The sequence below is a fragment of the Sandaracinus amylolyticus genome (assembly GCF_021631985.1).
GTDB classification, from domain to species: domain Bacteria; phylum Myxococcota_A; class Polyangia; order Polyangiales; family Sandaracinaceae; genus Sandaracinus; species Sandaracinus amylolyticus_A.
In genome coordinates this window covers 2,020,331-2,035,461 of the sequence record NZ_CP070225.1, presented here as the reverse complement: position 1 = coordinate 2,035,461, position 15,131 = coordinate 2,020,331, and the positions used below count along the sequence as shown (strand labels likewise).

Annotated in this window: 10 protein-coding genes; 6 read left to right on the top strand and 4 right to left on the bottom strand. The window is 70.6% G+C overall.

Annotated elements, in window-relative coordinates; genetic code table 11:
- The first annotated feature begins 3 nt into the window (after nt 1–3).
- From I5071_RS08250 to I5071_RS08235, 4 genes are all read left to right on the top strand, one after another.
- The gene (locus I5071_RS08250) at nt 4–795 is read left to right on the top strand and encodes an enoyl-CoA hydratase-related protein (RefSeq protein WP_236604862.1); all 792 of its coding nucleotides are present in this window, start codon (nt 4–6) and stop codon (nt 793–795) included.
- Nucleotides 780–1,631, top strand: a complete 852-nt coding sequence (locus I5071_RS08245; protein ID WP_236604861.1) for a hypothetical protein — start codon at nt 780–782, stop codon at nt 1,629–1,631. Before I5071_RS08250 ends, I5071_RS08245 begins: the two co-directional genes overlap by 16 nt.
- A 175-nt stretch (nt 1,632–1,806) precedes the next feature.
- Entirely contained in the window at nt 1,807–4,269 is a 2,463-nt protein-coding gene (locus I5071_RS08240) for an efflux RND transporter permease subunit (RefSeq protein ID WP_236604860.1), read from the top strand.
- Between the two features lie 61 nt (nt 4,270–4,330).
- The gene (locus tag I5071_RS08235) at nt 4,331–4,987 is read left to right on the top strand and encodes a DedA family protein (protein WP_236604859.1); all 657 of its coding nucleotides are present in this window, start codon (nt 4,331–4,333) and stop codon (nt 4,985–4,987) included.
- A gap of 8 nt (nt 4,988–4,995) precedes the next feature.
- Here I5071_RS08235 and recJ read toward each other — a convergent pair whose 3' ends face one another.
- The 4 genes from recJ to yajC form a co-directional block, all read right to left on the bottom strand.
- A complete protein-coding gene (gene recJ, locus I5071_RS08230; protein WP_236604858.1) occupies nt 4,996–6,663 on the bottom strand; it encodes a single-stranded-DNA-specific exonuclease RecJ in 1,668 nt (555 codons plus the stop codon).
- Nucleotides 6,664–6,804: 141 nt separating this feature from the next.
- Entirely contained in the window at nt 6,805–7,983 is a 1,179-nt protein-coding gene (gene secF / locus I5071_RS08225) for a protein translocase subunit SecF (protein WP_236604857.1), read from the bottom strand.
- A 7-nt stretch (nt 7,984–7,990) separates the two neighbouring features.
- On the bottom strand, nt 7,991–9,817 hold the full coding sequence (secD, locus tag I5071_RS08220; protein ID WP_236604856.1) for a protein translocase subunit SecD: 1,827 nt from the start codon (nt 9,815–9,817) through the stop codon (nt 7,991–7,993).
- A gap of 57 nt (nt 9,818–9,874) precedes the next feature.
- Complete coding sequence (gene yajC / locus I5071_RS08215) at nt 9,875–10,312, bottom strand: preprotein translocase subunit YajC (protein ID WP_236604855.1); 438 nt, start codon at nt 10,310–10,312, stop codon at nt 9,875–9,877.
- A 250-nt stretch (nt 10,313–10,562) separates the two neighbouring features.
- On the opposite strand from yajC, the gene I5071_RS08210 reads away from it, so the two are divergent.
- Together I5071_RS08210 and I5071_RS08205 are read left to right on the top strand one after the other, a co-directional pair.
- Nucleotides 10,563–13,019 (top strand): efflux RND transporter permease subunit, encoded by a 2,457-nt coding sequence (locus I5071_RS08210; protein WP_236604854.1) that lies wholly within the window; start codon nt 10,563–10,565, stop codon nt 13,017–13,019.
- Between the two features lie 141 nt (nt 13,020–13,160).
- Nucleotides 13,161–15,110, top strand: a complete 1,950-nt coding sequence (locus I5071_RS08205; protein WP_236604853.1) for an APC family permease — start codon at nt 13,161–13,163, stop codon at nt 15,108–15,110.
- The last annotated feature ends 21 nt before the right edge of the window (nt 15,111–15,131 follow it).

Genomic DNA, 15,131 nt, shown 5'->3' with positions numbered 1-15,131 from the left:
GTCATGGAGGCGCGCGCGTATCGGACCCTGCTCGTCGCGCAGACGGGCGCGGTGGCGACGATCACGATGAACAAGCCCGAGCGGAAGAACCCGCTCGGGCCCGAGATGGTGAACGAGCTCTGCTGGGCGCTCGACGACGCGAAGGACGACGCGTCGGTCCGCGCGGTCGTCCTGACCGGCGCGGGCGGTGCGTTCAGCGCGGGCGGGGATCTCAAGCAGATGTCGGGCGGCACGGACGGCGGGCCCGAGCCGCTCGCGCCGCGCGGCGACTACGTGGATCTGCTGCTGCGCTTCACGACGATCGGGAAGCCGACGATCGCGCGGGTGCCGGGGATCGCGATGGGCGGTGGGCTCGGGCTGGTCGCGTCGTGCGACTTCGCGATCGGGTGCGAGAGCGCGACGTTCGGGACCCCCGAGATCAAGCGCGGGCTCTTCCCGATGATGATCATGGCGGTGCTGCGTCGTGTCGTGAGCCGGCGGCGGCTGATGGACATGATGCTGCTCGGCGAGAAGCTCGACGCGCGCGAGGCCGAGCGCATCGAGCTGATCTCGAGGTGCGTGCCCGACGCGGAGCTCGATGCCGCGGTGAGCGCGCTCGCGGAGAAGCTCGCGGCGCAGTCGCCGACCGCGATGCGGATGGGGCTCGCGGCGTTCCACGCGCAGGCGGATCGTGATCTCGCGGGCGCCCTGCCCTATCTGCGCGATCGGCTCGTGGCGATCCTCGGCACCGAGGACGCGCGCGAAGGGCTGATGGCGTTCATGGAGAAGCGCACGCCGCAGTGGACCGGTCGCTGATCGCAGCCGCGCTGTTCGTGGCGGGCTGCGGAGGTGCACCACCTCCGCAGCCTGCACCCGCGCCCGAGCCGGTCGTCGAGACCGCGCCGCCTCCGCCGCGCGTGCACACCATCGTCCTCTCGGCGGCGCTGCCGCAGGCGACGCGCACGAACAGCGGGCTCGCGCCGGACGGGACGCTCTATTGTCGGCAGACGTACTTCGCGACCCCGCCGAGCGACGAGCAGGCGTGCGTCGCGGACGGGTACGGGATCACCGCGCCGGTGATGCACGCGGTCGATTCGACCGGCGTCGCGACGATGTACCTCGAGGCGCCGCTCGCGATCGTGCGCATCGACGACTGCGGCAACGCCGAGCGAGCGGTGCGCCGGCCGCCTTCGTCGTTGGTCCGGAGGCTCGGGCCCGAGCTCGCCGAGGCGCCGCGCGTCGAGACGATCGATCTGCGTGCGGTGCAGTTCGCGTCGTGCCCGCTCGCCGATCTCGCGCTGCGGGTGCCCGATGGCGTGGCGCTGACGGCGCGTGGTGCGGTGCTGCGGATGCACGCGAGCGAGCCCGCCGAGATCGAGCTGGTGGTCGCGGGCGAGCCGCGTCGCGCATGGGAGATCACCGAGGGGGACCTCGAGCTCGAGGTGCTCTGCAACGAGCGCTTCGCGGTGGTCGCGGCGGGGCTCGTCGCCGCGGACGAGGAGTCGCGGGCGACGACTCGCGAGGAGACGCTGGCCTGCACGCCGACGGCGCGCGCGTGGCGCTCGTTCGAGCGGCTGCGGATCGATCGTGAGAGCGGCGCGGTGACGCCGATCGACATCACGGCGCCGACCTTCTCGACGTCGCCGCGCTGAAACGTCCTTGCGCGGGACGGTGGATGAACCCACAGGTCCTGAGCCCTGGCTCGCACCCCTGCGCACTGCGCACCGGTGCTGGGGCACACCGTACGTCCGGGGAGCCCCGGGAGCGCACAGTGGACGAGCCGCGCGGGACGGCATACGGTGCGCGCCCCTGATGTTCGCCCGCTGGTTGGACGCTCTCGCGGCCGTGGTGACGGCGCGGCGCCGAACGGTGCTGCTCCTCGTCGCGATGTTCGTGACGTTCGCGGCGATCCAGCTGCCGCGCCTGCAGACCGACTCGTCGCCGGAGAACCTGCTCATCTCGTATGGCGGGTACGCCGATCGCGCGCGCGTGTTCCGCGAGTCGTTCGGCGACACCGACAGCGTGGTCGCGATCCTCGTGGAAGCCGCGGACGCGACGCAGCTCGAGCCGCTGCGCTACGTGCATCGACTCTCGAAGCACCTCGCGTCGCAGGACTACGCGGTGCGCGTCGAGAGCCTCACCGTCACGCCGCTGCCCGGCGCGCGGGTCGAGGCCGAGGCGACCCTCGACGATCTCGAGGGGCTCGACGATCTCGAAGAGCCCGACAGCGCCGATGCACGCGCCGAAGCGGCGCTCCAGGTGCTGGTCGCGGCGGAGCCCGAGCGCTTCCCGATGGGCCTCTACAGCGTCGCCGAGCGCGTCGGTGACGGCGAGGCCGACACCCGCGCGGTCGTGCAGGGCGACGAGGTCACCGAGGACGAGGCCACCGCGATCCGCACCGCGATCGAGGATCTGCCGCTCGTCGACGGTCGCCTCGTGTCGCGGGATCGCACGCTCGCTGCGGTCGTCGCGTTCCTCGATCCCGCGCTCGGCACCGGCCAGCGCCGCCTCGAGGCCGTTCACCGCATCGACGCGTGGCTCGCCGCGAACCCGCCGCCCGCGGGGATCACGGTGCATCCCGCGGGCATCCCGCATCTGCGCGCGAAGATCAGCGACGCGATGCTCGAGGATCAGACGATCCTCGTCCCGCTCTCGCTGCTCGTCTGCATCGCGCTGCTCTACGCGTCGTTCCGGTGGTGGCCGGGCACGCTGCTCACGCTCGCGACGGTCGGTGCCTCGGTCGTGTCGGTGCTCGGGATCATGGCGCTCGTCGGCGAGCCGCTGACGATCCTGATGAACACGCTCCCGACGCTGCTCATCATCATGGGCATATCGGAGGCGGTTCACGTCGTCGCGCGCTACGTCGAGGAGACGCGACGCTCACCCGATCGTGTCGCGGCCGCGCGGCGTGCGATCCGACAGCTCGCGGTCGCGTGCTTCCTGACGTCGTTCACGACCAGCGTGGGCTTCGCGTCGCTGCTGGTCGCGCAGACCGAGATGCTGCGGCGCTTCGGTCTCGTCGCGTCGATCGGCGTGATGGTCTCGTACGTCATCCTCGTGACGTTCGTGCCCGCGGCGCTGACGTTCTTCCCCACGCCCAGCGAGGGCCAGGTGAAGGGCGAAGATCCGCTGCCGCGCGGCAAGCTCGAGGCGATCCTCGTGCGCGTCACCGCGTACGTGGTGCGCCACGCGAAGGCGGTGCTCGTCGTCGCGGTGCTGCTGACGATCCCGTGCGCGTGGGCGTACAGCGCGATCCAGGTCGACACGTCGCTGCGCGACACGTTCGATCCGAGCGACCCGATCGTGCGCGCGACGCAGCTCGTCGACGAGCGCCTCGACGGCATCCGCCCGCTCGAGGTGATGATCGAGGCGGACGAGGACGGCGCGCTGCGCGATCCGCGCGCGCTCGAGACGTTCGATCGCATCGCGCGCTGGGCGGCCACGCAGGACGGAGTGCTGCGGACCACGACGCCCGGTGATTTCCTCTGGGAGACGTGGCGCCGCATCGCGGGCGTCGGGCGCGACGATGCGCGCACGCCGTTCCGCTCGCCCGAGCAGGTCGACGCGCTGCTCGCGCTGCTCGATCGTCTCGAGCGCAGCCCGGTCGATGCGTACCTCACCGACGACGGGCGTCGCGCGCGCATCGAGATCCGCCTCGGCGACATCGGCGCGCAGCGGAGCATCCGGCTCATCCGCGCGATCGAGCAGAAGCTCGAGGAGGAGCTCGCGCCGCTGCACGTGACCTACTCGACGTTCGGCGAGGCGTACATCGGCTCGCACGGCGCGGACGCGGTCGTGCAGGACATGTTCGGGAGCCTCTCGCTCTCGGCGCTCGTGATCTTCGCGACGATCGCGCTGCTCTTCCGCAGCGTGAAGCTCGGTCTCCTCGCGATCCCGCCGAACGTGATCCCGCAGATCGCGACGGTCGCGTGGATGGTCGCGCGCGGCATCCCGCTCAACGCGAGCACCGCGATCGTGTTCTCGGTCGCGATCGGCGTGAGCGTCGATCTGACGATCCACGCGTTCGCACGGCTGGTGGAGGAAGAGGAGCGCGGCCTGTGGCGGCGCGCGGCGCTGGTGCGCGCGGCGCGCGGCACCGGACGCGCGATCGTCGTCTCGTGCGCGACGCTCGTGATGGGCTTCGGCGTGCTGCTGCTGAGCGGGTTCGTGCCGGTGCGCCAGTTCGGCGAGCTGATCGCGGTCGCGCTCTCGACGTCGCTCGTCGCGACGCTGATCTTCCAGCCCGCGCTCATGATGCTGGTGGGTCGGCTTCGCCGCCCTCGGGCGTGACCGAGCCGCCGCACGATGGCGCGTTGCCGCTGGGGGCGCGCAGTGATAGCCGGGGTGCACGATGGACGCGCTGATTGGTCTGTTCCACTCCCTGATCGACATCATCCGGAACCCGGGGCACCTCATCGAGTGGGGCGGGTACCCGGGCATGGCGCTCATCGTCTTCCTCGAGACGGGCGCGCTCGTGTTCTTCCTGCCCGGCGACTCGCTGCTCGTGATGGCGGGTCTCTACGCGGCGCAGGGCTCGCTCGATCTCGGTCTGTTGAACCTGATCCTGATCCCGTGCGCCATCATCGGTGACGCGACGTCGTACTGGATGGGCGCGAAGACCGGTCCGCGCATCTTCAGCCGTCCGAAGTCGTTCTTCTTCGATCCGAAGCACGCGCTCGCGGCGCGCGACTTCTACGAGAAGCACGGCGGCAAGGCGATCATCATCTCGCGCTTCATGCCGCTGGTCCGCACGTTCGTGCCGGTGATCGCGGGCGTGGCGCAGATGCCGTACCGCCGCTTCGCAATGTACAACGTGATCGGCGCGGTCTCGTGGGTCGCGTCGATGACGATCATCGGGTACGCGCTCGGTCAGGTGCCCGGCGTCATCCAGCACATCGAGAAGATCATCATCCTCGTCGTGCTCATCTCGGTCGCGCCCGGCGTCGTGCAGTGGCTGCGCACGCGCATGGCGGCGAAGCGCGCCGCGACCGAGACGACCCCGAGCTGAATCGAGGCTCAGAGAACGGCGGTGAGGCGGAGCTCGACGGCCTCGCCGCCGGTCCAGTCGTCGGGGCGCAGCGTGCCCACGACGTCGACCTGGCGGCCGATGCGCTCGAGCGACGCGCCCATCTCCCAGCCGAAGCAGCGCAGCTTCGTGCCGCCGAAGCGCACGACCATCTTCAGGTGCCCATCGCCCACGGGCTGGGCGTCCTCGACGCGCGCGCCGTGCACCGCGACGACCGGCTCGTGGTTCGACGCGCCGAGGGGCTCGAGCAGCGCGAGCTCCGACGCGCGCGGGAGCGGGTAGCTCGACGCGTCGAGCACCACGTCGATGCGCTTCGACGTGTCCACGTCTCCGCGCTGCGCGCGCAGCGTGCGGCACGCGTCGTCGAACGCGCCCCGCAGCGCATCGACGCGCGTCGCGCGCACGCTGAGCCCTGCGGCAGCCTGGTGCCCTCCGAACGTGATCAGCTCGTCGCGGCACGTCTTGATCGCGTCGTAGAGCGGGAAACCTGCGGGGGTGCGCCCGCTGCCGTGCCCGACGCCGTCCTCGATCGCGATCGCGAGCACCGGTGCGTCGAAGAGATCGACGAGGCGCGCCGCGACGATGCCCACGACGCCGCGGTGCCAGCCCTCGGACGCGACGACGATGCCGCCGTCGTGGCGCCCGGCGTAGACCTCGCGCACCTGGGCCACCGCTTCTTCGGTGATGCGGCGCGTGATCGCCTTGCGCTCGTCGTTGAGCGCCTCGATCGCGATCGCGTGGGCGCGCGCATCGACCATCGAGCGCGCGCGCAGAAGCGCGACGGTGATCGCGGGATCGCCGAGCCTTCCCGCCGCGTTCAGGCGGGGCGCGAGCCGGAACGCGACGTCGATGCCGCCGAGCGAGCCACCCGCCCGCATCCTCGCCTGCTCGCGCAGCGCGACGAGCCCCGGCCGGGTCGGTTGCGCGAGGCGCACCAGCCCCGCGCGCACCAGACGCCGGTTGTCGCCATCGAGCGGGGCGACGTCGGCGATGGTGCCGAGCGCGACGAGATCGAGCAGCTCGCGCAGGTCGAGCTTCGCGCCGAGCACCGCGCGCACCGCGGCCGCGAGCGAGAGCGCGAGCCCCGCGCTCGAGAGGCCCTTGTAGGGGAACGCGCAGTCGGGCCGGTGCGGGTTCAGGAACGCGTTCGCAGGCAGCGGCTCGGCGGGGACGAGGTGGTGATCGACGACGATCACGTCGATGCCCGCAGCGCGCGCCGCCGCGACCCGCGGGTGATCGCTCGAGCCGCAGTCGCACGTGACGAGCAACGTCGCGCCGGTGGCGCGCACCCGCTCGAGCGCCGGCGCGCTGAGGCCGTAGCCGCCCGCGAAGCGGCTCGCGACGAGCGCGACGACGTCGCCGCCCATCTGCTCGAGCGCATCGCACAGGATCGCGGTGCTGGTCGTGCCGTCGACGTCGTAGTCGCCGAAGACCGCGATGCGCTCGCGCGCCCGGATCGCGCGCGCCAGGCGATCCGCGGCCGCGCCGCGATCGATCATGCCGTCGGGGATCGTCAGGCCCGAGAGGCGCGGCTCGAGGTACTCGCGCGCAGCCGCTGGATCCTGCAGCCCGCGGTGCATGAGCACCTGGGCGATCGTCGGCGAGATCCCGAGGGCGCGTCCGAGCTCCTGCGCGGCCGACGGATCGTTGGCCGCCACGCGCCACTCGGTTTTTCCTTCGTTTTTCGAAGGTTCAGGCGCTGGAACGCAAGAAGGGCGAGAGAGGGCGACGCTCTCGCCCATGCTCTCGCCCCTCGCGGCCATTCAGAAGCCTTGTACCAGCGTTCGGCGTCGGACGGATCAGGTTCCCGCCGCCGCGCGTCCACGCGCCGCCGCAAGCGCGCGCTCGCGCGCCTTCGCGAACACGACCTTGTCGAACCACTCGGTCACGGGCGCCGCGATGTAGATCGTCGAGTAGACGCCGGCGAGGAAGCCGATGAAGAGCGCGAACGCGATGTCCTGGATCACCTGGGTGCCCCAGATGAAGAAGGGGACGATCGCGAGCAGCGTCACGCCCGACGTGACGATCGTGCGCGAGAGCATCTCCGACGTGCTGATGTTGATCAGCTCCGCCATCGACTTGCCGCGGTGCCGCGCCGTGTTCTCGCGGATGCGGTCGTAGATGACGATCGTGTCGTTGATCGAGTAGCCGATGATCGTCAGCAGCGACGCGATCGTCGTCAGGTTGAACTCGCGCTGCACCAGCACGAACACACCGACCGTGATCACCGCGTCGTGGATGAGGGCGATGATGCCGCCCGGCGCGAACCGCAGATCGAAGCGGAACGCGACGTACACCATGATGAACGCGATCGCGTAGAGCAGCGCCTTGAGCGCCGAGTTGCGCAGCTGCTCGCCGGCGCGGGGGCCGACCCACTCGATGCGCAGCGGCTCCTCGGGACCGCGCTCGCCGAGCTGCTCCTCGAGCTGCGAGACCAGGCGGTCGGCGACGCCCACGAGGTTCGCCTCGTAGCGGAAGTCGCTCTCGGGGCCGAAGCGAACGACATCGCCGCGAAGGCTCACGCCCGAGGCCTCGAGGGCCGTGCGGATCTGCGCCGGCTCGGCCGACGCGCCGAGGCGCACCGAGACCTTGTCGCCACCGGGCGAGACGCGGAGCGCGATCACCTCGGTGTCGCCGAGCGTGTTGCCGAGCTCGGTGCGGATGCGCTCGTCGATGTCCGCAGGGAGCGTCGAGACCTCGCGGACGCGCACGATGTACTCGTTGGCCGCGCCCTGGACCGCGATGACGTCGGGGCTCTGGTACTCGAGTCCCTCGAGCGTCTCGCGGAGCTCGGCGGTCGAGATGTCGCCGCGGAAGCGCAGCTGGACCTCGGTGCCGCCGGTGAAGTCGATGCCGAAGTTGGGCCCCGGCCAGAAGAGCGAGAGCACGCTGAGGAGGACGAGGATCGACGACGTGGCCACCGCGGCGGTGCGGTAGCGCATGAAGTCGAACACACGACCGGGCTTGATGAACTCCATCTCTCTGTCACCCCACCGGAAGCCGGCGGACCTTCAGCCCGCGAACGACCCAGTCGAACACGACCTTCGAGCAGAACACGCCGGTGAAGAGCGACGTGACGATGCCGATCATCAGGGTCACGGCGAAGCCACGGATCGGGCCGCTGCCGTACTGATAGAGGACCACGCCCGCGATGAACGTCGTGATCTGGCTGTCGAAGATCGACGTGAACGCGCGCTGGTAGCCGAGCTCGACCGCGGACCGCGGCGATTTCCCGAGGCGCATCTCGTCGCGGATGCGCTCGTTGATCAGCACGTTCGCGTCGACGGCCATACCGATCGTGAGCGCGATGCCCGCGATGCCGGGCATCGTCAACGTCGCCTCGAACGCGGCGAGCACCGCGAGCAGGAAGATGACGTTGAGGAACACCGCGACGTCCGCGACCAGACCGCCGACCTGGTAGTAGAACGCCATGAACAGCAGTACGAGGAGCACGCCGAGACCGGCGCCGATCGCGCCCTGGACGATCGAGTCGGCGCCGAGCGTCGGCCCGATCAGCTGCTCGTTCGCGGGGCGGATCGGCGCGGGGAGCGCGCCGGCGCGCAGCACGATCGTGAGCTGGTTCGCCTCGTTGAGGATCTGGTTGTAGTCGCGGAACCCGCCGAGCGTGATCTGCGCGCGGCCACCGCCGATGCGCTGCTGGATCACCGGGGCCGACGCGACGCGATCGTCGAGCACGATCGCCATGCGGCGCTTCACGTTCGCGCCGGTGAGGCGCTCGAACGCGCGCGCGCCCGCGCCGTTGAAGACGATCGAGACGTAGGGCTGGTTGTCCTGCGGATCGACGGACACCGAGGCGTCGTCGATCGCGTCACCCGTCAGCTCGGCGCGGTCGTAGAGGTAGTACGTGCGCCACGCCTCCTCGACCTCTTCGCCCTCTTCGGGCTCGCCCTGATCGGCCTGGCCGATCGCGAGCTGGTGGTCCTCGGGGATCTGCCCCGAGTCACGCAGCGAGAGCACGTACGCCTGGAGGCGATCACGCGAGCCCTCGCCCGACGCGGTGAGGTAGTAGACGATCTCCTGCGGGTTCTCTTCGCCCGCGGACACGACCTCGCTCGCGCGCTCGATGCCCTCGGGGAGGTCCTGCAGCGTCTGCACGAAGTCCGCGAGGTCGTCGACGACCTTGAACTCGAGGCGGGCAGTGCGCGCGATGATCTCGCGCATCTGCTGGAACTGCGCCTCGCTCGCGCCCGGAAGCTCGACGATGATGTCGGTGTCGCGCGTCATGACCGACGCCTCGCGCAGACCCATCTCGTCGATGCGGTTGCCGATCGTCTCGCGCGCCTGCTCCACCGCGGTGTCGCGCAGGCGCTCGAGGCTGTCGTCGCGCAGCTCGAGCGTGACGGTCGTCTCGGTGCGCTGCGCCTCGCGGAGATCACCGAAGCTGGTGATCAGATCGCGATCGAGCTCCGCGACGTCCTCGGGGTTCGTGAACGTGAGGCGGAAGCCCTGCTCGCCCGCCGTCGCCACGCGCACGCGCTCCGCGGTCTCGTCGAGCTGCTCGCGCGTCGGCGGCTCGTTCTCCTCGCAGATCTCGAACTGCTGGCAGAGCCGCTCGACCACCTGCTGCGCGCGGAAGTCACGTCGATCCGCGACCGCCTCGTCGACCTCGACCTCGTACTGCAGGCGGAGACCGCCGCGGATGTCGAGACCAGGCGCGATCTGGTGGGTGAACGTGCTCTTCACCCACTCGGGCGCGGGAATCCAAGCATCCACGCTCGGCCAGAGCGCCAGCCAAGCCGCCACGACACACGTGACGACGAACCCCAAACGAAGGTACCAGCCCCTGTCCATGCCGCCTTCTTGCTGACTCGAAACGAGCCCTCGCTGCGATCGCCGACGCGCAGCCGATCAGCTGCGCGCCTCGTCGGGCTTCTTCGTGCCCTTGTCCTCGTTCGCCTTCGCGTCCTTCGTCTCGGTGCTCTCACGCTTCTCGGGCTCGGGGCCGGCGATGTGCGAGCGGAGCACGTTGATGCGGACCTTGTCGGCGACCCCGAGGATCACCGTGTGCTCGTCCATGCTGATGATCTCGCCGAGGATGCCGCCCGTGGTGCGGACCTTCATCCCCTTGCGGAGCGACTTGAGCAGCGCCTCGGCTTCGTCGCGGCGCTTCTGCTCAGGCCGGATCATGAAGAAATAGGTGAAGAGCAGCACGGCGACCATGATGCCCGCCTGCATCATGCAGTACTGCGAGCCGCCGCCGGCGCTGCCGCCACCACCGGATCCACCCCCCGCGCCCGTCGCCGCAGGCTGGAGCCACAGGAGGAGCTGTACGAAGGAGAGGATCACCCGGACACCTCGACGACAGACCCACGTTGGGCCGCGTGTCTTCCCAGGAGGGCCACGGCATCTGCGCCGCGCCGGGCGCACGGACGCGCACGGGCCGCCCCGGAGAGCGCGGGTTTGTACTGCGATGGGTGGAAACCGTCAACCACGAGCCTGCCCGGCGCATCGCGCTTGAAATCAGAGCCTGCCTGAGCCCACGCTCCGCCGCTCGATCGCGGGCCGGATGCGGTCTCGAGAGCCGGCGGACAGAGGTATGTCGAGCGAGCGCACTCCTTCTTCTCTCGAGCGAGCGCTCGCGCGGCTCGGTCGCGTCACGCACCGGCACCCGTGGGCGATCGTGCTCGTGCTCCTTGCATCGATGGTGCCCGCGGGCTGGCTCGCGTCGGGCCTGTCGATTCGATCGTCGTTCCTCGATCTGCTGCCCGCGGATCGGCCCGCGGTCCGTCAGCTCCACGACGTGCTCGATCGCGCGCAGGTCACGTCGAACGTCCTCGTCGCGATCGACAACGAGGATCCCGAGGCAGCGCGCCGCTTCGCGCAGGCGATGGCGGCGCGCCTCGCGAGCGAGCCGCTGGTGCGGGCGGTCGACGCACGCTTCGACGTCGAGTTCTTCGAGCAGCGACAGCTTCTCTTCGTCGAGGAGACGGAGCTGCGCTCGCTGATCGATCGCGCCGAGGCGGCGATCGACGACGAGGTGATGCGCGAGTCGGGCTTCGATCTCGGGCTCGACGAGGACGAGGCCGAAGAAGACGTCGCGTCACCGACCGAGCTGCTCGAAGAGGCGGCGCGCCGCGCGCCCTCGCTGCAGTCGTGGGCGGTCACGCGCGACGGTCGCTGGCTCTGCATGTGGGTCGTGTTCTCGGGCGCGAGCGGCGATCTCGACTTCGCGCGCGAGGCGCACGCCGTGGTCGCGCGCGCCCAGGACGACGTGCGGCGCGACGGCGCGTTCGGAGGCGATCTCGAGGTGCGCCTGGTCGGCGGCATCGAGCAGCGCCTCGACGATCACGAGCGCATCGTGGGCGATCTCGCGCTCGCGGGGCCGATCGGGTTCCTCGCGGTGGTGCTCTTGATCGTCGGATCGCTGCGCTCGCCGCGCGCGCTCGCGCTGCTCGCGGTGCCGCTCTTCGTGGGGCTCGTGTGGACGTTCGCGTTCGCGCGCGTCGCGGTGGGGAGCCTCAACATCATCAGCGGGTTCCTGTTCTCGATCCTGTCGGGCCTCGGGATCGAGTACGGCATCCATCTGCACCATCGCTTCGTCGAGATGCGGCGCGAGGGGCTCACGCTCGAGCAAGCGACCGAGCGACTCCTCGGCACGACCGGGCGTGCGCTCGTGGCGATCGGCATCACGAACGCGAGCGTGTTCCTGGTCAGCGCGCTCGCCGACTTCTCGGGGTTCAACGAGTTCGGGCGCATCGCGGCGGCGGGGATGATCCTCACGCTGATCGCGACGCTGCTCGGGTTCCCCGCGCTCAACGTGATCTCGGAGCGATGGCGCCCCACGCCGATCCCGCCCGAGGATCAGCGCGAGGTGCGCGCGATCGTGGTGCCGCCCGCGGTGCGCCGCGGGATCCTCGCGGTGGTGCCGGCGTTCGCGATCGCATCGCTGGTCGTGATCGCGACCGGCGGCGTGCGCTTCGAGGGGAACTGGCGCGTGCTGCAGGGCGACAGCGAGACGACGCGCTTCGACGAGTACGTGCGCGAGCAGCTCGAGGGCACGTTCACCAACGCGGTGATCTGGGTGCGCGATCGCCGCGAGGCCGCGGTGGTGGTGGACGCGGTGCGCGATCTCGGCGCGGCGCGTCCCGCGGATCGCTGGGACGTGGCGGAGATCCGCGGGCTCGACGACGTGGTGCCGCCCGCCGAGGCACAGCGCGCACGCGCTGCGCTCGCGGGGGAGCTGCGAGGCCAGCTCGAGCGAGTGCGGCCGGAGCGCCTCGACGAGCGAGGTCGCGAGCGGCTCGCCGAGGCGCTGCGTCTCACGCACGTCGAGCCCTTCACCGTCGACGACGTGCCCGAGTCGTTCGTGCGTGCGTTCCGGACCATCGGCGACGACGGAACGCTGCTCGTGGTGCGCACCGCGCGGACCTATCGCGAGACCGACGAGATCGTGGGCTGGGCCGAGCAGGTGCGCGCGATCTCGGACGAGCTCGCGCGGCGTGGTCTCACGGTGTCGATCCTCAGCGAGAACTGGATCGCGGGGGAGATCTTCACGACGATCTTCGCGGACGGGCCCTTCCTGCTGATCGGCACGCTGCTCGTCGTGTTCGTCGTGTTGCTCTTCGATCTGCGCGGGTTCCGCGCGGCCGCGGTCGTGCTCGGGTCGGTGATGATCGGGCTCGCGGGGCTCGGCGGCGCGATGGCGATCTCGGGCGTCGACCTGAACTTCATGAACGCGGGGATCCTGCCGATCTGCGTAGGGATCAGCCTCGACAACGCGCTGCACATCTACCACCGCTATCGCGCCGAAGGACGCGACGCGATCCCGGTGGTGCTGCGCCGCACGTCGAGCGCGAACCTGCTCTCGTCGATGACGAACCTCGTCGGGTTCGGCGCGCTCGCGCTGGCGCGCCACGAGGGGCTGCGCTCGGTCGCGTTCCTCGCGGTGCTCGGCGTGGCGCTCACGTACGTGTCGACGAGCGTGTTCTTCCCGCTCGCGCTCCAGGTGTTCGGACGCATCGACCGCCCGTCGGGCGAGCCGCTGGTCGACTGATCGCGACAGCACGCCTCGCGTGCGCTGCGCGCCCGGGACGGACGGCGCCGCGTCGCGAGGCTCTGCGTGGCGCTCGCTGCGGCGAGCGGCCGCGTGCGGGCGCGCCTGCGCACGGTATGTCCGTTGCTGAGCACGTGGCGCATGTCGCTCGTGCACCTGCTGTTCGGACGACGCCTCGCGACCGAAGAGGACGAGGGCGAGCGCGTCGGTCCGATCGCGGGCGTGCCGATCCTCGGGCTCGATGCGCTCGCGTCGGCGTCGTACGGGCCCGAGGCGCTGCTCACGGTGCTGATCGGCCTGGGCACGCTCGCGACGCAGTACGTGCCGTGGATCACGATGCTGATCGTCGGGCTGCTCGGGATCCTCTACGTCTCGTATCGCCAGACGATCGCGGCCTATCCGAGCGGTGGCGGCGCGTACAGCGTCGCGAAGGAGAACCTCGGCACGAACGCGTCCCTACTCGCGGCGGCGGCGCTCGCGCTCGACTACGTGCTCAACGTCGCGGTCGCGGTGTCGGCGGGCATCGGCGCGCTGGTGTCGGCGATCCCGATGTTGCTCCCCTACACGATCGAGCTCTGCCTCGGCGTCGTCGTGCTGCTCACGGTCGTGAACCTGCGCGGCGTGCGCGCGTCGGGGGCCGCGTTCTCGATCCCCACCTACCTGTTCGTCGCCACGCTCTTCGCGGTGATCGGGATCGGCGTCGCGCGCACGATCGCGGCGGGAGGCGCCCCGGTGCCGGTCGATCCGCCGCACGTCGCGCCCGACCACGCGACGACGTCGCTGGTGACGCTCTGGCTGCTGATGCACGCGTTCTCGAGCGGATGCACCGCGATGACCGGCGTCGAAGCGGTGAGCAACGGCGTGCCGATCTTCCACAAGCCCTCGTCGGTCGGCGCGCGGCGCACGCTCTCGCTGATCGTCGGGATCCTCGTGGTGCTGCTGATCGGCGTCGCGTTCCTGTCGCGCGCGTACGGCATCACCGCAACCCCGCCGGGCACGCCGCAGTACGAGAGCGTGCTCTCGCAGATGGTCGCGGCGGTCGTGGGGCGCGGGCCCTTCTACTACGTGACGCTCGGGAGCGTGGTCGCGGTGCTGTGTCTCTCGGCGAACACGAGCTTCGCCGACTTCCCGCGCCTGTGCCGGATCATGGCGATCGACCGCTTCCTGCCCGAGATGTTCGTGCACCGCGGGCGGCGGCTCGCGTACTCGTTCGGCATCCTCGCGCTCGCGACGACGTCGGCAGCGCTGCTCCTGATCTTCGACGGGATCACCGATCACCTGATCCCGCTCTTCGCGATCGGCGCCTTCCTCGCGTTCACGACCTCGCAGGCCGCGATGGTCGCGCACTGGTGGCGCGTGCGCGGCCCTTCGTGGTGGAGGCACCTCGCGATCAACTCGCTCGGCGCGGTCGCGACGGCGACGACCCTCGTCGTGATCGCGATCTCGAAGCTCGAGGACGGCGCGTGGATCAGCGTGGTGCTCGTCGCGGGATCGATCCTGCTCTTCAAGCGCGTGCGCGCGCACTACGACTTCGTCGCGCAGGCGACCGCGGCGCGCGACGTGACGCTCGACTTCCGCAAGAGCGAGCCGCCGATCGTCGTGGTGCCGATGTGGCGCTGGGACGCGGTGACGGTGAAGGCGCTGCGCTTCGCGATCGGCTTCTCGCCCGAGGTGATGGCGGTGCAGGTGCTCACCGGTGATCGCGATGCCGACGACCTCACGTCGCGCTGGCGTCGCCTCGTCATCGTGCCCGCCGAGCGGCTCGGCGTGGCGGCGCCGCGGCTCGTCGTGATCCACTCGCGCTATCGCGAGCTGCTGCGCACGCTCGTGCGCTTCGTGATGATGGTCGCGTCGAGCCATCCCGATCGACAGATCGCGGTGGTGGTCCCGCAGCTCGTCGAGCCGCGCTGGTACCAGTGGCTGCTCCACACGCCGATCGCGTCGTTGCTCAAGACGGCGCTCTTGTTGCGCGGTGGGCCGCAGATCGTCGTGATCAACACGCCCTGGTACCTCGACGCGTGGATCCCCGAGCGACGGCGGATGGCGGGGCCGCCGGTCCAGCCCGAGCTGCGCGAGCGGGGCGCGAGGTGAGCCGATTCGCCGCCGCGCCCA